The following is a 22,490-nucleotide window of genomic DNA, read 5'->3' as shown; positions in this document are numbered from 1 at the left end:
TGCCCCCTTACCGCTTGGCCTTCTTGTCCGCCGCATGCCCTTTGAAAGTGCGAGTCAACGCAAATTCACCCAGCTTGTGGCCAACCATGTTTTCATTCACATAAACAGGAACGTGCTGACGTCCGTTATGCACCGCAATTGTCAAACCAATGAACTCTGGAAGAACAGTGGAACGACGAGACCATGTTTTAATTGGTCGCTTGTCCTTGGCTGCTACCGCGGCCTCAACCTTCTTGATCAGGTGGGCGTCGCAGAAAGGACCTTTTTTTAATGAACGTGACATATTAAATTCCCCGCTTAGCGCTTGTGGCGACGCTGAACAATCATGGAGTTGGTACGCTTGTTACTGCGCGTACGGTAACCTTTGGCAGGCACACCCCAAGGACTAACTGGTACACCACCTTCGCCGGTTTTACCTTCACCACCACCATGTGGGTGGTCAACCGGGTTCATGGCTGTACCACGGACTGTTGGGCGAATACCGCGCCAACGTGTCGCACCAGCCTTACCGATCTTGCGCAGGCTGTTCTCTTCATTGCTAACCTCACCGATCGTGGCGCGGCATTCAATGTGAATACGGCGGATTTCGCCGGAACGCAGCCTTACCTGAGCATAGGATCCATCTCGGGCCAGCAGCATGGCTGAACCACCTGCGGAACGAGCAATCTGCGCACCCTTGCCTGGCAGCATTTCGATACAATGAATTGTTGTACCAACGGGGATGTTACGGATAGGAAGCGTATTGCCGATCTTAATCGGAGCCTCGGAACCATTGACCAAAGTTTGCCCAATTTCCAGACCGCGCGGAGCAATAACGTACGAACGCTCACCATCAGCGTAACAAATCAGAGCGATGTGTGCTGTGCGGTTTGGATCATACTCAATACGCTCAACCTTGGCAGGCACACCGTCTTTGTTACGCTTGAAATCAACAAGACGATAGTGCTGCTTATGACCACCACCCATGTGGCGAGTGGTAACGTGACCATTGTTGTTACGACCGGCTGTCTTTGATTTCTTTTCAAGCAAAGGTGCGTATGCATCACCCTTGTGGAGATGCGGATGCACGACCTTGACCATGGCGCGACGGCCAGGTGATGTCGGTTTCAGTTTTACGAGTGGCATATTACGCTGCCTCCGAGAAATTGATTTCTTGACCGTCCTTCAGCGCAATATAAGCCTTGCGCACGTCTGAACGACGACCAATTGATTTGCCGAAACGCTTTTGCTTGCCTGCCTGGTTTAACACTCGGACAGACTCCACTTCCACTTTGAACAGAAGCTCAACAGCAGCCTTGATCTCCTGCTTGGTGGCAGTCGAAGACACTTTGAAAGCAATCTGGCTGTGATTATCGGCCAACATTGTGCTTTTCTCTGAAACCACAGGGGCCAACAGAATTTTCATTAGACGCTGGTTATTCATGCGAACATCTCCTGCAGTTTCTCAACAGCCGCACGAGTCACCACAATCTTCTTGAAATGAATCAAAGAGAGTGGATCTACATAGCGCGGTTCAACCACAGCCACGTGAGGCAAATTGCGAGAGGCGAGATACAGGTTTTCGTTGAAATCCTCAACAACAACCAGTACAGACTCAAAGCCCAAGGACTTGATTTTGTCATTCAGCAACTTGGTCTTGGGCGCCTCGAGATTGAGACTATCCACAACAACCAAACGCTCTTCACGACCCAGCTGAGACAAAATTGAACAAATACCTGCGCGGTACATCTTTTTGTTCAGCTTCTGCGTAAAGTTCTCATCAGCAAGGTTAGGGAACGTTTTACCGCCTCCGCGCCACAATGGGCTTGACGACATACCAGCACGGGCACGACCTGTACCTTTTTGCTTCCAAGGCTTACGTGTGGAGTGCTTAACGTCAGCACGACCCTTTTGGGCACGAGTACCTTGACGGGCATTGGCTTGATAAGCCACCACAAGCTGATGAATCAAAGGTTCATTGTATTCCCGACCGAAAACCACGTCGGACACCTGAACAGTCTGAGAGGACTGCCCAGAATCATTAATCAGTTTCAATTCCATCTGGGATCCCCTTAAGCCTTCGCTTTAATAGCTGGGCTAACCAACAACTGCCCACCCTTTGAACCGGGTACGGCACCTTTGATCAGCAGCAAACCGCGCTCAGCATCAACCCGAACAATTTCAAGGTTTTGAGTGGTGCGGTTTACATTACCGAGCTGACCGGCCATGCGCTTACCCGGAAATACACGACCCGGGTCCTGAGCCATACCAATGGAACCAGGCGCATTGTGGGACACAGAGTTACCGTGAGAGGCACGCTGAGAGCTGAAGTTGTGACGCTTGATGGAGCCGCTGAAACCCTTACCCTGGGTAACACCACTCACATCAACCTTTTGACCAACTTGAAATAGCTCGGCTGAAACAGCGGCGCCGGGGGCATACTGAGAGAGTGCATCTTCTTCAACGCGGAACTCAACGAGGCTGGAGGCAGCCTCGACTCCAGCAACAGCCAGATGCCCGGCGGCTGGTTTGCTTACACGACTCGCCTTGCGGGTGCCGTATGCAAGCTGAACGGCGGTGTAACCGTCTTTTTCTTTGGTTTTGAGCTGCGCAACACGGTTTGATGAAACGTCTACAACGGTCACCGGGATTGAAACCCCAGCTTCACTAAAGACGCGCATCATGCCAATCTTGCGACCAATAAGGCCTAGACTCATGATTTCTCCAATTCCAGCTACGATTGGCTGGATGATAAATTCACTGTTTGATAACTGGCCAATTCAAGCCAGCCAAGGAGTATAAACTAAAACAACAACTTATTGCAATCTTATTGCAGCTTAATTTCCACATCCACGCCAGCCGGGAGATCCAGCTTCATCAATGCATCAACGGTCTTGTCTGTAGGATCAACGATGTCCATCAAACGCTGATGGGTGCGAATCTCAAACTGATCACGTGATGTTTTGTTGACGTGAGGTGAACGCAAAATATCAAAACGCTTGATGCGGGTTGGCAGCGGAACCGGACCGCGCACAACGGCGCCTGTTCTTTTAGCGGTCTCTACGATCTCCAGAGCCGATTGATCGATCAACTTGTAATCGAAAGCTTTCAAACGAATTCGAATTTTTTGATTGTTCATGTTTATTCCAAAAAGAGCGACTGAGTATGCCCGGTGGTTTTCGGCGCATCTCAATAAATTCTCCGGTTACCGACTGGCAACCGGAGGCATGCATCAATTACTTAGTAATCTTGGCCACAACACCGGCACCAACTGTGCGCCCGCCTTCACGGATCGCAAAGCGCAGGCCTTCTTCCATCGCGATCGGTGCAATCAATGACACATTGATCGACACGTTGTCGCCTGGCAGTACCATCTCTTTGCCTTCTGGCAGAGAAATTGAGCCTGTTACGTCCGTTGTGCGGAAGTAAAACTGAGGACGGTAGTTGTTGAAGAATGGCGTGTGACGACCACCTTCGTCTTTGCTCAATACATACACCTCAGCACTGAAGTCTGTGTGCGGGGTGATTGTACCGGGCTTGGCCAGAACCTGACCACGCTCAACGTCTTCACGCTTGGTACCACGCAGCAACACACCCACGTTGTCACCAGCCTGACCCTGATCCAACAGCTTGCGGAACATTTCCACGCCTGTACAGATGGTCTTCACGGTGTCTTTGATACCCACGATTTCAATTTCTTCGCCAACCTTGACCACGCCGCGCTCGATACGACCTGTGACCACTGTACCGCGGCCAGAGATTGAGAACACGTCTTCGATTGGCATCAGGAACGCGCCATCAACCGCACGCTCTGGCGTGGGGATGTAGCTGTCCAGCGCATCGGCCAGTGCCTTGATGGCCACTTCACCGAGCTCGCCTGTGTCGCCTTCCAGCGCCAGCTTGGCTGAACCCTTGATGATGGGCACATCGTCACCTGGGAAGTCGTAGGAGCTCAAGAGCTCGCGCACTTCCATTTCAACCAGCTCCAGCAATTCGGCGTCATCAACCATGTCGCACTTGTTCAGGAACACGATGATGTAAGGCACACCAACCTGGCGGGCCAACAGGATGTGTTCACGGGTTTGTGGCATGGGGCCATCAGCGGCTGAACACACCAGAATCGCGCCGTCCATCTGCGCTGCACCGGTAATCATGTTCTTCACGTAGTCAGCGTGACCTGGACAATCTACGTGGGCGTAGTGGCGGGTCGCTGTTTCGTACTCAACGTGCGCTGTGTTGATCGTGATACCGCGCGCTTTCTCTTCGGGCGCTGCGTCAATCTGGTCGTAACCCTTGGCTTCACCTGAACCGTTCAGGCGCGCCAACACGGTCGTGATCGCCGCTGTCAACGTTGTCTTGCCGTGATCCACGTGACCAATTGTTCCTACGTTTACGTGCGGCTTGGTCCGCTCGAACTTTCCTTTTGCCATTGCAAATACCTCTCAATCTTTGATAGTTAAATTAACAATTACTTGCCGCGAGCGCTAATGACTGCATCCGCCACGTTTTTAGGCGCATCCGCATAGTGCTTGAATTCCATGGTGTAGGTTGCGCGACCCTGAGTCAGAGAACGCAGCGTTGTGGAATAACCAAACATTTCTGCAAGAGGAACCTCTGCGCGAATGGCCTTTCCGCCGCCCACCATGTCTTCCATGCCCTGAACCACACCACGACGTGAGGACAAATCGCCCATCACCGTACCTGCATAATCTTCGGGTGTTTCAACCTCAACAGACATCATTGGCTCAAGAAGCACAGGGTTTGCGCGACGCATACCTTCTTTGAAACCCATGGAAGCCGCGATCTTGAACGCAGTTTCGTTGGAGTCCACATCGTGGTAAGAACCGAAGTGCAAAGCAACCTTCACGTCAACCACTGGGTATCCAGCGATCACACCGCTTGTCAAGGCCTCTTCAATACCCTTTTGAACAGCAGGAATGTATTCGCGAGGAACTACACCACCCTTGATCTCATCAAGGAACTCAAAGCCTTTGCCAGCCTCGTTAGGCTCGACGCGCAGAACCACGTGACCATACTGACCGCGACCACCGGACTGCCGAACAAACTTGCCTTCCACCTCATTGACAGTTCCGCGAATGGTTTCGCGGTAGGCCACTTGAGGCTTGCCGATGTTGGCTTCAACACCGAATTCACGCTTCATCCGGTCAACAATAATTTCAAGGTGCAGCTCGCCCATACCTGAAATGATCGTCTGGCCGGTTTCCTCATCAGTGCGAACTCGGAAAGAAGGATCTTCCTGGGCCAGCCGGCTCAGCGCAATACCCATTTTTTCCTGGTCTGCCTTTGATTTAGGCTCAACGGCTTGAGAAATCACTGGCTCAGGGAACTCCATGCGCTCAAGCGTGATGATGCTTGCAGGATCACACAGGGTTTCACCGGTTGTTACTTCTTTCAAGCCCACACAGGCAGCGATGTCACCCGCGCGAATTTCTTCGATTTCCACACGATTGTTCGCGTGCATCTGCACGATACGGCCAATGCGTTCTTTTTTGCCACGCACAGGGTTGAATACGGAGTCACCCTTACTCAAAACACCGGAGTAAACGCGCACGAAAGTCAATTGACCCACGAAAGGGTCGCTCATCAATTTGAAGGCCAGCGCGGAGAATTTCTCCTGATCGTCGGCCTTACGAACGGCAGGCTGCTCGTCGTCATCAAAGCCTTCAACCGGTGGCACATCCACAGGCGAGGGCATGTAGTCGATAACCGCATCCAGCATGGCCTGAACACCTTTGTTCTTGAAGGCGGAGCCACAGAACATAGGCTGAATTTCACCCGCGATGGTGCGGTGACGGATGGCCTGCTTGATTTGCTCTTCTGACAGATCGCCGTTCTCAAGATAGGCGTTCATCAACTCTTCGCTGAACTCGGCTGCCACTTCCAGCAGGTTTTCGCGCCACTTGGCGCAGTCTGCCTTCAATTCGGCTGGAATTTCGCCGTATTCAAATTTCATGCCCTGTGAAGCTTCATCCCACCAGATGGCCTTCATTTTGACCAAGTCAACCACACCCTTGAAGTTCTCTTCAGCGCCGATTGGCACCTGCATAGGAACCGGATTGGCGCGAAGACGCAGTTTCATCTGGTCATAGACCTTGAAGAAGTTTGCACCTGTGCGGTCCATCTTGTTGACGAAAGCCAAACGTGGAACACCGTACTTATTGGCTTGGCGCCATACGGTCTCAGACTGTGGCTGTACACCACCCACTGCGCAATAAACCATACAAGCGCCATCCAACACACGCATTGAACGCTCTACCTCGATGGTAAAGTCAACGTGCCCTGGGGTGTCAATGATGTTGATACGATGCTCGTCGTAACCCATGTCCATGCCTTTCCAAAAGCATGTAGTGGCAGCGGACGTAATCGTAATGCCACGCTCCTGCTCCTGCTCCATCCAGTCCATGGTGGCAGCACCGTCGTGAACCTCACCAATCTTGTGACTTACACCGGTGTAGAACAGGATTCGTTCTGTCGTGGTGGTCTTTCCAGCGTCAATGTGCGCAGAAATACCAATGTTTCTATACCTTTCAATAGGCGTCTTACGAGCCATTTGACACTCCAGTTAAATTTAGAATCGGAAATGAGAGAATGCCTTGTTGGCTTCTGCCATACGATGTACCTCGTCGCGCTTCTTCATTGCGCCGCCACGACCTTCTGCTGCCTCAAGCAGCTCACCAGCCAAGCGCAAGTCCATTGACTTTTCGCTACGCTTTTTGGCTGCTTCACGCATCCAGCGCATGGCCAAAGCGAGACGACGTGAGGGACGAACTTCAACCGGAACTTGATAGTTCGCGCCACCTACACGACGTGACTTCACTTCTACCACTGGCTTGACGTTGTTAATCGCGGTGTTGAATACCTCAAGAGGATCTTTGCCAGTTTTCGTGGTGATGCTTTCAAACGCACCATAAATGATCCGCTCTGCAACAGCCTTCTTGCCTGACAGCATGATGACGTTCATGAACTTGGCTACTTCTACACTCTTGAACTTTGGATCGGGCAGAATGTCTCTGCGCGGTACTTCGCGACGACGTGGCATACTTCTATTCCTTTTTCTTCAGCGTAGGACAATTCCTACTTTTGCATCTGCTTACTCGACTCCCGCTAATCAGGGAGCCGCACGGAATGCGTTAATAATGGGCTCAAAACAAAACCGGCTTACTTGGCCTGCTTTGGTCTCTTTGAACCATACTTCGAACGAGCCTGCTTACGGTCTTTAACACCTTGAAGGTCCAGTGAACCGCGTACGATGTGATAACGAACACCGGGCAAGTCTTTGACTCGACCGCCGCGGATCAGAACCACTGAGTGCTCTTGAAGGTTGTGGCCTTCACCACCGATGTAAGAAATCACCTCAAAGCCGTTGGTCAAACGCACTTTGGCGACTTTACGCAGGGCTGAGTTGGGCTTTTTTGGAGTTGTAGTGTAAACACGGGTGCAAACGCCACGCTTTTGAGGACAGTTCTCAAGCGCTGGGCTCTTGCTTTTCATGGTCACACTGGTGCGTGGTTTGCGCACAAGTTGATTAATGGTTGGCATATTTCCAGTTCCGGTTAGAAAAAACAAAAGGGCTGCAAGATCACTTGCAGCCAATTTAGCCCGCGATTGTAGTCTGAAATACAACCGCAGGTCAATCCTGTTTCAGAATAATCTCAACGAGTTAGGACTCATCTGCAACATTGTTGCTGTCATCTGAAGGCATGTTGAACAGTGCCTCGGCCTGGGCGCGGGGATCCTGTTCGGCTTCGATTTGACGCAACTCTTCGGCCTCTCGCAACTCTTTGGCTTTTCTTGCCTTGTGGAAGGCAAGGCCAGAGCCCGCGGGAATCAGACGGCCGACAATAACGTTCTCTTTCAAGCCACGCAAATCGTCCCGTTTGCCCATGATCGCGGCTTCTGTAAGCACGCGCGTGGTTTCTTGGAACGACGCCGCAGAAATGAAAGAGTCTGTGGACAAGGATGCCTTCGTAATACCCAACAACACGTTTTGGTAGGTAGCAGGCTGCTTGTCTTCTTTGATTGCCAGATCATTGGCATCCAGCAACTCAGACCGCTCGACCTGCTCAGCAGGAATAAAGCCTGTGTCACCTGGATTTTCGACGATTACACGACGCAACATTTGACGAACAATCACTTCAATGTGTTTGTCGTTAATCTTCACGCCCTGCAATCGATACACGTCCTGTACTTCATCGACAATGTAGCGAGCCAGTGCTTCGATACCTAGCAGTCGAAGGATATCGTGTGGGTCTGCAGGACCATCAACGATCGATTCACCCTTGTTGACCACTTGACCATCGTGGACCAGTACGTGCTTGTCTTTGAGAATCAGGAATTCGTGAGAAACCCCATCCAGATCGGTGATCACCAAACGCTGCTTGCCCTTGGTGTCCTTACCGAATGAGACGGTGCCTGTGACCTCGGCCAGCATACCGGCATCTTTCGGAGAACGCGCTTCAAAGAGTTCAGCCACGCGAGGCAAACCACCTGTGATGTCACGGGTCTTCTGGCTTTCCTGCGGAATACGGGCCAGAACTTCACCCACAGACACCTGCTGACCATCACGCACGGTAATCAACGCACCCACTGGGAAGCTGATGTTCACAGAGTGATCACTGTTGGCAATTTTGACTTCATTGCCGGCTTCGTCAAGCAACTTGACCTGAGGACGCTCACCTTTACCACCCGCAGTACGGCGTTTGGCATCGATTACCACCAGGGTGGACAAACCGGTCACTTCGTCAATCTGCTTGGCGACTGTTGCACCTTCCTCAATGTTTTCAAACTTGATTTGACCACCGTACTCCGTCACGATTGGACGAGTCAGCGGATCCCAAGTGGCCAGATTTGTACCGGCCTTGACCTGGTTGCCATCCAATACGGCCAGTGTTGCACCATAAGGCAGTTTGTGGCGCTCACGCTCACGACCGAAGTCGTCGGTAATCAACAACTCACCAGATCGAGAGATGACAATCTGCTCGCCCTTGCCATTCGTCACATAACGCATGGTTGCGGTAAAGCGCACGATGCCGTTTGACTTGGCTTCAATGCCTGACGCTACAGCAGCACGTGACGCGGCACCACCGATGTGGAAGGTGCGCATCGTCAACTGGGTACCAGGCTCACCAATGGACTGGGCGGCGATCACACCGACAGCCTCACCGATGTTGACCAACGTTCCGCGTCCAAGGTCACGACCGTAACACTTGGCACACAAGCCATAACGGGTTTCGCAATTCAGAGGGGTACGAACACGCACTTCGTCAATGCCGTAATGGTCAATCAGTTCGACCGCAGATTCGTCAAGCAACACGCCTGATTCAAACACGGTTTCCTGGGTCTCAGGGTTGACCACCTCGGCAGCGGTTACACGGCCAAGAATACGATCACGCAAGGCCTCGATCACTTCACCGCCTTCCACCAAGGCCTTCATCGCGACACCGTTGCTGGTGCCACAATCCTCTTCAACCACGACCAGATCTTGGGTTACATCGACGAGACGTCGGGTCAAGTAACCGGAGTTGGCTGTCTTCAGGGCCGTATCGGCCAGACCTTTACGTGCACCGTGGGTTGAAATGAAGTACTGCAGAACGTTCAAGCCTTCGCGGAAGTTCGCAATAATCGGCGTTTCAATGATTGAGCCGTCGGGCTTGGCCATCAGACCACGCATACCGGCCAACTGGCGAATCTGTGCGGCTGAACCACGAGCGCCAGAGTCAGCCATCATGTAAATGGCGTTGAATGACTCTTGACGGACTTCATTGCCATTGCGGTCAACCACTGGCTCAGTAGAAAGCTGCTCCATCATGGCCTTGCCGACCTGATCGCCAGCACGACCCCAGATGTCCACAACTTTGTTGTAGCGCTCGCCTTGCGTAACCAGACCTGAAGTGTACTGAGCCTGAATCTCTTTCACTTCCGCTTCAGCTGCGGAAATGATGGTGTGCTTTTGCTCTGGGATAACCATGTCACCCATGGCGATGGAAATACCACCACGTGTGGCCAGACGGAAACCCATTTGCATGAGCTTGTCAGCAAAAATCACCGTCTCACGCAAGCCGCAGCGACGGAAAGAGGCGTTGATCAGACGGGAAATTTCTTTCTTCTTCAATGGTCGATCAATGAAGGAGAAAGGCAGACCTGGAGGCAGGATTTCAGACAACAGGGCGCGACCAACCGTCGTTTCATAGCGGTTTCGCTTGGTCGACTTCTCGCCAGTTTCTGGATCCACCGTCACTTCATCGATACGCACCGTGATTTTGGTGCTGAGCTCGACTTCCTTGTTGTCGTAGGCACGGTTCACTTCACAAACATCAGCGAAAACCATGCCCTCGCCACGTGCATTGACTCGCTCACGGGTGGTGTAGTACAGGCCCAGCACGATGTCTTGCGACGGAACAATTGAGGGCTCGCCGTTGGCTGGAAACAGAATGTTGTTCGAAGCCAGCATCAGCGTGCGGGCCTCAATCTGAGCTTCCAGTGACAAAGGAACGTGCACAGCCATCTGGTCACCGTCGAAGTCGGCGTTGAAGGCAGCACAAACCAAAGGATGCAGTTGAATTGCCTTGCCTTCGATCAGCACGGGTTCAAATGCCTGGATACCCAAGCGGTGCAAAGTTGGGGCGCGGTTCAGCAGAACCGGATGCTCACGGATCACCTCTTCGAGAATGTCCCAAACAATCGGCTCTTGGTTTTCAACAAATTTCTTGGCCTGCTTGATGGTTGTCGCGATACCCATCACTTCCAGACGGTTGAAAATGAAAGGCTTAAACAGCTCAAGCGCCATCAACTTCGGAAGACCGCATTGGTGGAGCTTCAATTGTGGGCCAACCACAATCACTGAACGACCCGAATAGTCAACGCGCTTACCCAGCAAGTTTTGGCGGAAACGACCACCCTTGCCTTTGATCATGTCTGCCAAGGACTTCAATGGGCGCTTGTTGGCGCCTGTCATTGCCTTGCCGCGACGACCGTTGTCGAGCAGTGAATCAACAGCCTCTTGCAACATGCGCTTTTCGTTGCGGACGATGATGTCTGGTGCAGCCAGTTCCAGAAGACGCTTCAAGCGGTTGTTACGGTTGATCACGCGACGGTAAAGGTCATTCAGATCAGAGGTCGCAAAACGGCCACCGTCCAGAGGAACCAATGGGCGCAACTCAGGCGGCAGTACAGGCAACACCTCTAGAATCATCCACTCTGGCTTGATTCCGGATTTCTGGAACCCTTCCAGCACCTTCAGACGCTTGGCAATCTTCTTGATCTTTGCTTCGGAATTGGTCGCAGCCAGTTCGTCGCGCAGGGTGTTGACCTCACGATCGATGTCGATGGACTTCAACAACTCACGAATACCCTCAGCACCCATCAGGGCACGGAAATCGTCACCGTACTCTTCCTGCTTGGCGAGGTAGTCCTCTTCGGTGAGCAACTGACAACGCTTCAAAGGGGTCATGCCGGGATCAACCACCACGAAACCTTCGAAGTACAGCACCCGCTCGATGTCGCGAAGTGTCATGTCGAGCACCATACCCAGACGGGATGGCAGTGACTTCAAAAACCAAATGTGGGCAACGGGTGAAGCAAGGTCGATGTGACCCATACGTTCACGACGCACCTTGGACAGCGTGACCTCGACGCCGCACTTCTCGCAGATCACTCCACGATGCTTGAGGCGCTTGTACTTGCCGCACAGACATTCATAATCTTTGATCGGGCCAAAAATTTTGGCACAGAACAAACCATCTCTTTCAGGCTTGAAAGTTCGATAGTTAATGGTCTCAGGCTTTTTGACCTCTCCAAAAGACCATGAACGGATTTTGTCAGGTGATGCGACCGCAATTTTAATTGCGTCAAACTGTTCGTCCTGCTGGACCTGTTTAAACAGATCTAGTAATGCTTTCATCTAAATACCTCCGTCTAGGTCGCTCAGAAGCGATCCAGATCAATGTCAATGCCCAACGAACGGATTTCTTTCACCAACACGTTGAATGATTCCGGCATTCCAGCATCGATTGTGTGATCACCTTTGACCAAATTCTCGTACACCTTGGTTCGTCCATTCACATCGTCTGACTTCACGGTCAACATTTCCTGCAGAACGTAGGATGCACCGTAGGCCTCAAGCGCCCACACTTCCATCTCACCAAAGCGCTGACCACCAAACTGGGCTTTACCGCCCAACGGTTGCTGAGTAACCAGCGAGTATGGTCCTGTTGAACGCGCGTGCATCTTGTCATCAACCAGGTGGTGCAACTTGAGTACGTGCATGTAACCCACCGTCACCTTGCGATCGAATGCTTCCCCTGTGCGACCGTCGTACAACGTCAATTGGGTTTTGTCTTCGTTGAAACCAAGGGCCTGCATGGCGGGATCATCGCTTGGATAAGCCAGATTCAGCATGGCTTTGATGTCGTCTTCCGTCGCACCGTCAAACACCGGCGTTGCGAAAGGCATACCCTTCGACAGGTTTTTGGACATGGCGACGATTTCGTCATCGGACAGCGAATCAAGATCAACCTTGGTGCCGGTGCTGTTGTACACACGGTCCAGATAGCTTCTCAACTTGGCCACACCTGCCTGCTGCTCAAGCATCTCGTTGATGCGATCACCGATGCCCTTGCCTGCCCAACCCAGGTGGGTTTCCAGAATCTGACCCACGTTCATCCGCGAAGGAACACCCAGCGGGTTCAGCACGATGTCAACCGGACTTCCGTCCGCCATGTAGGGCAAATCTTCAACCGGCACAATTTTGGACACAACACCCTTGTTACCGTGACGACCGGCCATTTTGTCACCGGGCTGCAGACGACGCTTAACGGCCAGGTACACCTTGACCATCTTGAGAACGCCTGGGGGCAGCTCGTCACCTTGTGTCAACTTCTTCCGCTTCTCTTCAAACGAAAGGTCAAACTGGTGGCGCTTGTCTTCAATGGACTTCTTCAAGCTTTCAAGCTGGCTGGCAACTTCCTCGTCTGCCAGACGAATGTCAAACCAATGGTGCTTGTCGATGCTGTTCAGATAGTCCGCTGTGATGGCACTGCCCTTGGCCAAACGACCAGGACCGCCATTGGCGATCTTGCCTGTCAGGAATCGCTCGATACGACTGAATGCGTCCATCTCCACAATTCGCATTTGATCGTTTAGATCAAGGCGATAACGCTTCAGCTCGTCATCAATGATCGACTGTGCTCGCTTGTCTCGTGTAATGCCTTCACGTGTGAACACCTGAACGTCGATCACCGTGCCGGTCATGCCGGAGGGCACACGCAGTGAGGTGTCCTTCACATCTGATGCTTTTTCACCAAAAATGGCGCGCAACAGCTTTTCTTCGGGAGTCAGTTGTGTCTCGCCTTTTGGAGTCACTTTACCGACAAGCACGTCACCCGCCTGCACTTCAGCGCCGATGTACACGATGCCGGACTCGTCCAGACGCGACAGCTGAGCCTCAGACAGATTGGAGATGTCACGCGTGATTTCCTCAGACCCCAATTTGGTGTCGCGGGCAACCACTGACAGTTCTTCGATGTGAATGGAGGTGTAGCGATCGTCTGCAACAACTTTCTCAGAAATCAAGATTGAATCTTCAAAGTTGTATCCGTTCCAGGTCATGAAGGCGACCTTCATATTTTGACCCAGAGCCAACTCACCCATGTCGGTGGATGCACCATCGGCAATCACGTCACCTTTGGCAATCACATCGCCACGATTGACGATAGGACGCTGGTTGATGTTGGTGTTCTGGTTGGAACGTGTGTACTTGATGAGGTTGTAAATATCAACGCCCACGGAACCCGGTTCGACCTCATCGTCGTTCACACGGATCACAATTCGGTTGGCGTCTACGTAGTCCACGACACCACCGTGATCGGCAACAATCACAGTGCCTGAGTCAACCGCCACCGTGCGTTCAATTCCAGTACCGGCAAAGGCTTTCTCTGGACGAAGACAAGGCACAGCCTGACGCTGCATGTTGGCACCCATCAACGCGCGGTTGGCGTCGTCGTGCTCAAGGAACGGAATCAAAGAGGCCGCTACAGAGACGATTTGTCCGGGCGCAACGTCCATCAACTCGACATTCGCGGGGTTCACCAATTCAAATTCACCAGCCACGCGGCAGGACACCAGATCGCCCACCAGGCGCTTGTCCTCTCCGATCTCTGCGTTCGCCTGGGCGATTACATAGCGACCTTCTTCAATGGCAGACAGGTATACGATTTCATCGGAAACCACCCCGCCCTCAACCTTTCGGTATGGAGTCTCGAGAAAGCCATACTCGTTCAGGCGAGCATACATGGCCATTGAGTTGATCAAACCAATGTTTGGACCCTCAGGCGTTTCGATTGGACACACACGGCCGTAGTGGGTTGTGTGAACGTCTCGAACTTCGAAGCCGGCACGCTCGCGGGTAAGACCACCAGGACCGAGTGCAGAAACGCGACGCTTGTGCGTGATTTCTGACAGAGGGTTGGTTTGGTCCATAAACTGGGACAACTGAGACGAACCAAAGAACTCCTTAATGGCAGCAGAGATTGGCTTGGAGTTGATCAGATCGTGGGGCATCAGGTTTTCCGCTTCAGCCTGACCCAAACGTTCCTTAACAGCGCGCTCAACGCGCACGAGGCCAGCACGGAACTGGTTCTCAGCCAATTCGCCGACACAACGCACGCGACGGTTTCCAAGGTGATCGATGTCATCGATTTCACCCCGACCGTTGCGCAGATCAACCAGAATCTTGATCACGGACAGAATGTCGTCGTTGGTCAAAACCATGGGCCCTTCAACTTCTGGGCGACCTACGCGACGATTAAACTTCATGCGCCCGACACGAGACAAATCGTATGAGTCTTCGCTGTAGAACAGGCGGTTGAACAACATTTCAACGGCTTCCTCGGTGGGAGGCTCGCCTGGGCGCATCATTCTGTAAATGGCTACGCGCGCAGCAGTTTGATCAACAGTTTCATCAGTTCTCAGCGTTTGAGAAATGTACGGACCATGATCCAGTTCATTGGTGAACAGAGTGAAGATTTCTTTCACACTGGCCTCACGAATCTTGGCCAGAAGGTCTTCAGTGATTTCATCGTTCGCGGAGGCAACAACTTCGCCTGTGTCCTTGTCGATCACGTTTTTGGCCAATGTGCGGCCAATCAGGAAATCTTCAGGCACAGAGATCTTCTCGAGGCCAGCGGCCTCGATGTCGCGTACATTCTTTGCGTTAATGCGCTTGTCCTTTTGGACAAGCACTTTTCCAGCCTTGTCCAGGATGTCGAACTTGGCAGTCTCGCCTTTAAGGCGGGACACGACCAAATCCATCAAGGCACCCTCTTCTTTGACTTCGAAACGATCGAAATCGAAGAAAGAGGAAAGAATTTGCTCCGAATTCATGCCGATTGCTTTCAGCAGAATGGTGACCGGCATTTTTCTGCGACGGTCGACACGGAAGTACAGAATGTCCTTTGGGTCAAACTCGAAGTCGAGCCATGAACCGCGATACGGAATGATTCTGGCGGAAAAGAGCAGCTTACCTGAGCTGTGTGTCTTACCGCGATCGTGCTCAAAAAACACGCCAGGAGAACGGTGCAATTGAGACACGATGACACGTTCGGTGCCATTGATCACGAAGGATCCGTTCTGGGTCATCAGGGGCAGCTCGCCCATGTAGACTTCCTGTTCTTTGACTTCCTTGACGGTGGGCTTGCTGGCCTCACGGTCAAGCAGAACCAGCCGCACGCGAGCACGCAAGGGCGAGCAGAAGGTCAGGCCGCGCTGTTGACATTCCTTAACGTCAAAAACCGGGTCGCCCAAGGTGTATTGAACAAACTCAAGCCGGGCGTATCCATTGTGAGAAGTAATGGGAAACACAGACTGAAAAGCAGCCTGCAAACCCTTCTCTTCACGGGAGACCACTGGGGTGCCCAGTTGCAGAAATTCTGTGTAAGAGTCGAGTTGAGTGGTGAGAAGGTAGGGCACATCCAGAACTGGAGGCCTTTTCGCAAAACTTTTACGTATGCGTTTTTTCTCGGTGGCAGAGTAAGACATATTTTCTGTCCTGATGTCGAGCGGATTAAGCGATATGCATTGTTACACACATGGCTTAAATCACTCTCATAGAGCGGGCGATTTAAGCGCAAAAAGCCCAGGAGTAAACTCCTGGGCGCAGGGGAAAGCGAAATTACTTAACTTCGACCTTCGCACCAGCTTCTTCAAGCTGCTTCTTGATGTCTTCAGCTTCAGCTTTAGATACACCTTCTTTAACGGGCTTTGGTGCACCGTCAACCAGATCCTTGGCTTCTTTCAGGCCCAGGCTAGTGATTGCACGAACAACCTTAATCACGTTAACTTTGCTTTCGCCAGCAGCTGTCAGAATAACATCGAACTCAGTCTTTTCTTCAGCGGCGGCAGCGGCACCACCACCAGCAGCAGGCGCAGCAACTGCAACAGCAGCGGCGGCAGCAGAAACGCCAAACTTCTCTTCCATTTCTTTGATCAGTTCGGACAGTTCGAGTACGGTCATGCCAGCGATGGCGTCAAGGATTTCGGCTTTAGTTGCCATTTTGATTTCTCCAGTAAAAATTTGATTTCAGCTATCTTTAAAAGTTCAAGCGCCTTGCGTTTCTTTCTGGTCACGCACAGCAGCCAAACCACGAACAAATTTGGACGGCACCTCGTTGAGGGTACGTACAAAAGTCGCGATTGGGGCTTGCATGGTGCCCAGCAATTTGGCGAGCAATTCTTCACGACTTGGCATTGTGGCGAGTGCTTTCACACCGTTCACGTCCATGACTTGACCGGGCATTGCACCGGCAGTCAAAACCAACTTGTCGTTTGATTTCGCAAAATTGACCAACACTTTCGCTGCCGCCACGGGATCAGCACTGATCCCATAGATGAGCGGGCCTACCATTTTGTCGGACAAAGCCTCAAATGGTGTGCCAACCACAGCACGGCGAGCGAGCGTGTTTTTCAAAACGCGCAGATAAACACCTGATGAACGGGCTTCTTGACGAAGCTTCGTTACACTTTCCACAGATAGACCACGATATTCGGCCACAACAATTGCTTGAGCATCCTTAAGCTTCTCGGACAGCTCTTCAATTACTGCAGCTTTTTCTTGGCGATTTAGTGCCACGGTCTTTCTCCAAAAAAGCGCTTATTGCACTGTTTAAAACAGGCGACCGAAAATGAAGTCAGGAAATCAAATTCACAACTTTTCTTCGGGACCGCCATCTACGCTGGATTGTGTTTTAAAGCACTAAGCTTCCAACGGTCTTTGATAACCCGAAGTGCATTGGCAAATAGCCATTGCACCCCGGCCCAAAGTTCTTATTGACCAAGCACGCTGGCTTGATCTACCCGAACACCACCACCCATGGTGCTCGACACGGCGATCTTCTTCAGGTAAACCCCTTTGGAAGATGCAGGCTTGGACTTGTTCAAAGCCTCGAGCAGTGCGTTCAGGTTTGTTTTCAATTGCTCCACTTCGAAAGAAGCACGACCGATTGTGCAGTGAATGATACCGGCCTTGTCGGTCCGGTATTGAACCTGACCAGCCTTGGCGTTCTTCACTGCAGTGGCAACGTCGGGAGTCACTGTACCGACCTTGGGGTTTGGCATCAGACCACGTGGACCGAGGATTTGACCCAAAGTACCTACGACACGCATGGTGTCAGGTGAAGCGATAACCACGTCAAAGTTCATGTTGCCAGCCTTGACTTCGGCAGCAAGGTCTTCCATGCCCACGATGTCAGCACCGGCTGCTTTGGCCTCTTCGGCTTTTGCACCCTGCGCAAATACCGCAACCCGAACAGACTTACCGGTGCCCGCTGGCAATACCACTGAACCACGGACAACTTGGTCAGATTTACGCGCATCGATACCCAGCTGAATTGCCGCATCGACCGACTCGTCAAATTTGGCTGTGGATGTTTCTTTCACCAATGTCAATGCCTGCTCAACCTGATACAGGGCATTGCGATCAATTTTGGCGCGCAGAGCCTGCACGCGCTTGGATACTTTAGACATTACAGACCCTCCACCAGAATACCCATGCTACGGGCAGAACCCGCGATGGTACGAACAGCTGCATCCATATCGGCGGCAGTGAGGTCGGGCATCTTGGTTTTCGCGATTTCTTCAGCTTGTTCACGTGTGATCTTCCCGACTTTGTCGAGGTGTGGACGTGGTGAACCCTTGGTGATTTTCGCAGCCTTCTTGATCAGAACTGTTGCGGGAGGCGTCTTCATCACAAAGGTGAAGGACTTGTCCGCAAAGGCAGTAATGACCACTGGAATTGGCAGACCTGGCTCCATGCCTTGTGTCTGGGCGTTAAACGCCTTACAGAATTCCATGATGTTCAAGCCGCGTTGACCCAAAGCTGGACCAATGGGAGGCGATGGGTTGGCTTTACCTGCAGGCACCTGCAGCTTGATAAAGCCGATAATTTTCTTTGCCATGATTTTCTCCGTGAGTACAAACGCAGCTTAAGCTGCTCCTCGTATTGCTACAAAGCGAATTCCCCGCCGCAATTAAAACGGGGCGCCAGAACTTTTAAACCTTTTCGACTTGATGAAAGTCGAGCTCAACTGGAGTGGCACGACCGAAAATGGTGACCGACACGCGCAGTTTACTTTTCTCGTAGTTGACTTCTTCAACGTTGCCATTGAAATCTGCAAACGGACCGTCTTTGACTCGCACCATCTCGCCAACCTCAAACAGCACTTTCGGACGGGGCTTTTCGGCGCCTTCCTGCATTTGCTGCATGATTTTGTCCACTTCTTTCTGGGAAATCGGCGCAGGCCTGTTGCCGGTGCCGCCCACAAAACCGGTCACTTTGGAGGTGTTCTTCACAAGGTGCCAAGAGTCGTCTGTCATCTCCATTTCAACGAGCACATAGCCCGGAAAAAAACGACGCTCAGTGATGGACTTTTGCCCACCCTTGACTTCGACAACCTCTTCAGAGGGAACCAGAATGGTACCGAACAAGTCGGAAATGTCTGACCTGTCGATCCGTTCCTGCAAGGCTCGCTGCACACTTTTTTCCATTCCGGAATAAGCATGTACTACATACCAACGCTTTGCCATTAACGAGTCCACCCCAAAATCAAGTCGTACAGTACGTATTCAAGCGTTTTGTCAACCACGAGCAAGTAAACCGCCATGATTGCCACGAACGCAAAGACCACACCAGTCATCTGAAGCCCCTCTTTTCGAGTAGGCCAGACCACGCGCTTGGCTTCGTTGATCGAATCTTTTGCAAAACCCACAAAACGCTTTCCGGTTTGGGACAGTACAAAACAAACCACCGCAAGCACGATGCCGAGCAATACTACGCCGGTTCGGATGAAAAAGTCTTGGGCGGAAAGAACCTGGAAGGCAATTGCCCCACCGACCGCAAACACAACCGCCAGGGCAAGCAGCGCTTTGTCCTGGAACGTTGAGACGGTTTGAATATCGTTTTGAGCCATATTGCTTAAATGTAATCCGCCGCTGAACAAGTTCAGCGGCGTAACTCCTACCAAATTTGGCAGGGCAAGAGGGAATCGAACCCCCAACCTTCGGTTTTGGAGACCGACGCTCTGCCAGTTGAGCTATTGCCCTAAGTAAACCACTAATTACTTAGTAATCTTGGCCACAACACCGGCACCAACTGTGCGCCCGCCTTCACGGATCGCAAAGCGCAGGCCTTCTTCCATCGCGATCGGTGCAATCAATGACACATTGATCGACACGTTGTCGCCTGGCAGTACCATCTCTTTGCCTTCTGGCAGAGAAATTGAGCCTGTTACGTCCGTTGTGCGGAAGTAAAACTGAGGACGGTAGTTGTTGAAGAATGGCGTGTGACGACCACCTTCGTCTTTGCTCAATACATACACCTCAGCACTGAAGTCTGTGTGCGGTGTGATTGTACCGGGCTTGGCCAGAACCTGACCACGCTCAACGTCTTCACGCTTGGTACCACGCAGCAACACACCCACGTTGTCACCAGCCTGACCCTGATCCAACAGCTTGCGGAACATTTCCACGCCTGTACAGATGGTCTTCACGGTGTCTTTGATACCGACGATTTCAATTTCTTCGCCAACCTTGACCACGCCGCGCTCGATACGACCTGTGACCACTGTACCGCGGCCAGAGATTGAGAACACGTCTTCGATTGGCATCAGGAACGCGCCATCAACCGCACGCTCTGGCGTGGGGATGTAGCTGTCCAGCGCATCGGCCAGTGCCTTGATGGCCACTTCACCGAGCTCGCCTGTGTCGCCTTCCAGCGCCAGCTTGGCTGAACCCTTGATGATGGGCACATCGTCACCTGGGAAGTCGTAGGAGCTCAAGAGCTCGCGCACTTCCATTTCGACCAGTTCCAGCAATTCGGCGTCATCAACCATGTCGCACTTGTTCAGGAACACGATGATGTAAGGCACGCCAACCTGGCGGGCCAACAGGATGTGCTCACGGGTTTGTGGCATGGGGCCGTCAGCGGCTGAACACACCAGAATCGCGCCGTCCATCTGCGCTGCACCGGTAATCATGTTCTTCACGTAGTCAGCGTGACCTGGGCAATCTACGTGGGCGTAGTGGCGGGTCGCTGTTTCGTACTCAACGTGCGCTGTGTTGATCGTGATACCGCGCGCTTTCTCTTCGGGCGCTGCGTCAATCTGGTCGTAACCCTTGGCTTCACCTGAACCGTTCAGGCGCGCCAACACGGTCGTGATCGCCGCCGTCAACGTTGTCTTGCCGTGATCCACGTGACCAATTGTTCCTACGTTTACGTGCGGCTTGGTCCGCTCGAACTTTCCTTTTGCCATGACGACCTCTTTACAAGCACCCACGACGATTTCGCAAGCGCGGTTATCAAAACGGTTGGTGCCCATGGCGGGAATCGGACCCGCGACCTCTCCCTTACCAAGGGAGTGCTCTACCACTGAGCCACATGGGCGCTATCTTTTTCTGGAGCGGGTGAAGGGAATCGAACCCTCGTCTTAAGCTTGGAAGGCTTCAGCTCTACCATTGAGCTACACCCGCGACCGACACGCCCCTTTTTAGGGGCTTGCTCAGTTAAACTTCAGATTCTTGGTGGAGAGAGCTGGATTCGAACCAGCGTAGGCGTAAGCCAACAGATTTACAGTCTGCCCCCTTTAGCCACTCGGGCATCTCTCCAAAAGAGAACCACGGATTATGTCTTCTTTTTAATTACCCGTCAACCCCATGCCACCATTACGCCTTATTTCAATCCTTATTCTCGGTTTTTCCAGTGGTTTACCGTTGGCTTTAAGTGGCAGTACGCTTCAAGCATGGCTGTCTGTCGAGAACATTGACATCAAAACAATTGGTTTGTACGCCATAGTAGGCATGCCCTACACCTACAAATTTCTATGGTCACCCCTGCTGGATTACCTACAGCCCGGATTTCTAGACCGGCGTAGAGGCTGGATCTTGATCATGCAACTGGTTTGTGCCGGCTTGCTGTGCGTGATGGCCACTCTGGATGTGCACAACGCCTGGCAAGTTGCTGCTGTCGCCATGGGCGTTGCACTGTGCTCGGCAACGCAAGACATGGCCATTGATGCCTATCGGACTGAATTGCTGCCGGAAGAAGAACGTGGGCTGGGGGCCGCTTACTACGTGGCGGGTTATCGCGTAGCCATGTTGACCTCCGGAGGGCTGGCGCTGATTTTGGCAGGCCAATGGCTCGGCTGGCGTGGCACCTATTTCCTGATGGGTGCTTTGATGGTTGCCGGCGCTGTGGCCACGGCCTTGAGCCCGGCGGTTTCGGGCCAGACCCACAGCAACACACGCGGCCCTAGCCTCTCGGAAATCGTCAAGGACTCCACCAAGGATTTCCTGACCAAGGATTCGGCGATCTGGATATTGATTCTGATCGTGCTCTACAAGATAGGCGATGCGTTTGCTGGCTCTTTAAGCACCGCCTTTTTGTTGAGAGGTTTGGGTTTTACCCTGACGGAAGTCGGAACGGTGAACAAGACGGTCAGTCTGGTGGCCACCTTGGGCGGTGCATTCATTGGCGGGCATTTGATGAAAAAAATGGGCCTGTTCAGATCGCTGCTCGTGTTCGGCATTTTACAAGGCCTGTCCAACCTGTCGTTTTGGGCGCTTTCCCTGTTTCCTGCCCATGTGTACAGCATGGCCGCTGCGGTCTTTGTGGAAAACCTGTGTGGCGGCATGGGCACTGCGGCCTTTGTCGGCTTGCTGACCACACTGTGCTCCAGACAGTTTTCAGCCACGCAGTACGCGCTTTTGTCTTCTTTGGCTGCGGTTGGTCGCGTTTATTTGAGTGCACCCGCGGGCTACCTGGTGGCCGCCACGAGCTGGGGTACATTCTTTCTCTTTTCAACGGCCGCAGCCGCACCCGGTCTGTTGCTGCTGGTGTATTTGAAGAAAAGCATCGACAAACTGACAATACATCATGCCTGAATTTCAGAATGCATTCCGAAACGTCTACACTGCTGGCTGATGGGTATTCAACAACAGGGGATAGA

General features: G+C 52.3%; 20 protein-coding genes and 4 tRNA genes. 1 reads left to right on the top strand and 23 read right to left on the bottom strand.

Annotation, left to right across the window (positions count from 1 at the left end; all coding sequences use genetic code 11):
- Window positions 1-7: 7 nt before the first annotated feature.
- From rpsS to QQJ87_RS03225, 23 genes are all read right to left on the bottom strand, one after another.
- Entirely contained in the window at window positions 8-283 is a 276-nt protein-coding gene (gene rpsS, locus QQJ87_RS03335; protein ID WP_284279934.1) for a 30S ribosomal protein S19, read from the bottom strand.
- Between the two features lie 14 nt (window positions 284-297).
- Window positions 298-1,125 (bottom strand): 50S ribosomal protein L2, encoded by an 828-nt coding sequence (gene rplB, locus QQJ87_RS03330; RefSeq protein ID WP_284279933.1) that lies wholly within the window; start codon window positions 1,123-1,125, stop codon window positions 298-300.
- Between the two features lies 1 nt (window position 1,126).
- Window positions 1,127-1,423: a 50S ribosomal protein L23 gene (rplW, locus tag QQJ87_RS03325; RefSeq protein WP_284279932.1), complete on the bottom strand. Its 297-nt coding sequence runs from the start codon at window positions 1,421-1,423 to the stop codon at window positions 1,127-1,129.
- On the bottom strand, window positions 1,420-2,040 hold the full coding sequence (rplD, locus tag QQJ87_RS03320; protein ID WP_284279931.1) for a 50S ribosomal protein L4: 621 nt from the start codon (window positions 2,038-2,040) through the stop codon (window positions 1,420-1,422). Before rplD ends, rplW begins: the two co-directional genes overlap by 4 nt.
- A gap of 11 nt (window positions 2,041-2,051) precedes the next feature.
- Entirely contained in the window at window positions 2,052-2,696 is a 645-nt protein-coding gene (rplC, locus tag QQJ87_RS03315) for a 50S ribosomal protein L3 (protein ID WP_284279928.1), read from the bottom strand.
- A 110-nt stretch (window positions 2,697-2,806) separates the two neighbouring features.
- Window positions 2,807-3,118, bottom strand: coding sequence for a 30S ribosomal protein S10 (rpsJ, locus tag QQJ87_RS03310; RefSeq protein ID WP_284279927.1), 312 nt, complete (start codon window positions 3,116-3,118; stop codon window positions 2,807-2,809).
- A 97-nt stretch (window positions 3,119-3,215) separates the two neighbouring features.
- Window positions 3,216-4,409 carry an elongation factor Tu gene (gene tuf / locus QQJ87_RS03305; protein WP_284279908.1) on the bottom strand — a complete coding sequence of 398 codons (1,194 nt, stop codon included), beginning with the start codon at window positions 4,407-4,409 and terminating at the stop codon, window positions 3,216-3,218.
- Window positions 4,410-4,447: 38 nt separating this feature from the next.
- Window positions 4,448-6,550 carry an elongation factor G gene (fusA, locus tag QQJ87_RS03300; protein ID WP_284279926.1) on the bottom strand — a complete coding sequence of 701 codons (2,103 nt, stop codon included), beginning with the start codon at window positions 6,548-6,550 and terminating at the stop codon, window positions 4,448-4,450.
- Between the two features lie 18 nt (window positions 6,551-6,568).
- The gene (gene rpsG / locus QQJ87_RS03295) at window positions 6,569-7,039 is read right to left on the bottom strand and encodes a 30S ribosomal protein S7 (RefSeq protein ID WP_284279925.1); all 471 of its coding nucleotides are present in this window, start codon (window positions 7,037-7,039) and stop codon (window positions 6,569-6,571) included.
- 119 nt (window positions 7,040-7,158) lie between these two features.
- Entirely contained in the window at window positions 7,159-7,539 is a 381-nt protein-coding gene (rpsL, locus tag QQJ87_RS03290) for a 30S ribosomal protein S12 (protein WP_284279924.1), read from the bottom strand.
- A gap of 121 nt (window positions 7,540-7,660) precedes the next feature.
- Window positions 7,661-11,899: a DNA-directed RNA polymerase subunit beta' gene (gene rpoC, locus QQJ87_RS03285; protein ID WP_284279922.1), complete on the bottom strand. Its 4,239-nt coding sequence runs from the start codon at window positions 11,897-11,899 to the stop codon at window positions 7,661-7,663.
- Window positions 11,900-11,922: 23 nt separating this feature from the next.
- The gene (gene rpoB, locus QQJ87_RS03280; RefSeq protein WP_284279921.1) at window positions 11,923-16,032 is read right to left on the bottom strand and encodes a DNA-directed RNA polymerase subunit beta; all 4,110 of its coding nucleotides are present in this window, start codon (window positions 16,030-16,032) and stop codon (window positions 11,923-11,925) included.
- Between the two features lie 133 nt (window positions 16,033-16,165).
- Complete coding sequence (gene rplL / locus QQJ87_RS03275; RefSeq protein ID WP_284279920.1) at window positions 16,166-16,546, bottom strand: 50S ribosomal protein L7/L12; 381 nt, start codon at window positions 16,544-16,546, stop codon at window positions 16,166-16,168.
- A 45-nt stretch (window positions 16,547-16,591) separates the two neighbouring features.
- Complete coding sequence (gene rplJ, locus QQJ87_RS03270; RefSeq protein ID WP_284279918.1) at window positions 16,592-17,122, bottom strand: 50S ribosomal protein L10; 531 nt, start codon at window positions 17,120-17,122, stop codon at window positions 16,592-16,594.
- Between the two features lie 194 nt (window positions 17,123-17,316).
- Window positions 17,317-18,015, bottom strand: coding sequence for a 50S ribosomal protein L1 (gene rplA / locus QQJ87_RS03265; protein ID WP_284279916.1), 699 nt, complete (start codon window positions 18,013-18,015; stop codon window positions 17,317-17,319).
- Complete coding sequence (gene rplK / locus QQJ87_RS03260) at window positions 18,015-18,446, bottom strand: 50S ribosomal protein L11 (protein WP_284279914.1); 432 nt, start codon at window positions 18,444-18,446, stop codon at window positions 18,015-18,017. Before rplK ends, rplA begins: the two co-directional genes overlap by 1 nt.
- Before the next feature lie 94 nt (window positions 18,447-18,540).
- Window positions 18,541-19,074, bottom strand: coding sequence for a transcription termination/antitermination protein NusG (gene nusG / locus QQJ87_RS03255; protein WP_284279913.1), 534 nt, complete (start codon window positions 19,072-19,074; stop codon window positions 18,541-18,543).
- Window positions 19,074-19,457, bottom strand: coding sequence for a preprotein translocase subunit SecE (gene secE / locus QQJ87_RS03250; protein ID WP_284279911.1), 384 nt, complete (start codon window positions 19,455-19,457; stop codon window positions 19,074-19,076). The genes nusG and secE overlap by 1 nt, the downstream gene beginning before the upstream one ends.
- A gap of 57 nt (window positions 19,458-19,514) precedes the next feature.
- Window positions 19,515-19,590: transfer RNA gene (locus tag QQJ87_RS03245), tRNA-Trp, on the bottom strand.
- Between the two features lie 14 nt (window positions 19,591-19,604).
- Entirely contained in the window at window positions 19,605-20,798 is a 1,194-nt protein-coding gene (tuf, locus tag QQJ87_RS03240) for an elongation factor Tu (protein WP_284279908.1), read from the bottom strand.
- Window positions 20,799-20,854: 56 nt separating this feature from the next.
- Window positions 20,855-20,929, bottom strand: a tRNA-Thr gene (locus QQJ87_RS03235).
- A gap of 12 nt (window positions 20,930-20,941) precedes the next feature.
- Window positions 20,942-21,015, bottom strand: a tRNA-Gly gene (locus QQJ87_RS03230).
- A gap of 49 nt (window positions 21,016-21,064) precedes the next feature.
- Window positions 21,065-21,150: transfer RNA gene (locus QQJ87_RS03225), tRNA-Tyr, on the bottom strand.
- Window positions 21,151-21,198: 48 nt separating this feature from the next.
- On the opposite strand from QQJ87_RS03225, the gene QQJ87_RS03220 reads away from it, so the two are divergent.
- On the top strand, window positions 21,199-22,425 hold the full coding sequence (locus QQJ87_RS03220; RefSeq protein ID WP_284279907.1) for an AmpG family muropeptide MFS transporter: 1,227 nt from the start codon (window positions 21,199-21,201) through the stop codon (window positions 22,423-22,425).
- The last annotated feature ends 65 nt before the right edge of the window (window positions 22,426-22,490 follow it).

Source organism: Limnobacter litoralis, from assembly GCF_030160455.1.
Taxonomy (GTDB): Bacteria; Pseudomonadota; Gammaproteobacteria; order Burkholderiales; family Burkholderiaceae_B; genus Limnobacter; species Limnobacter litoralis.
This window is presented reverse-complemented; position numbering and strand designations above follow the sequence as displayed.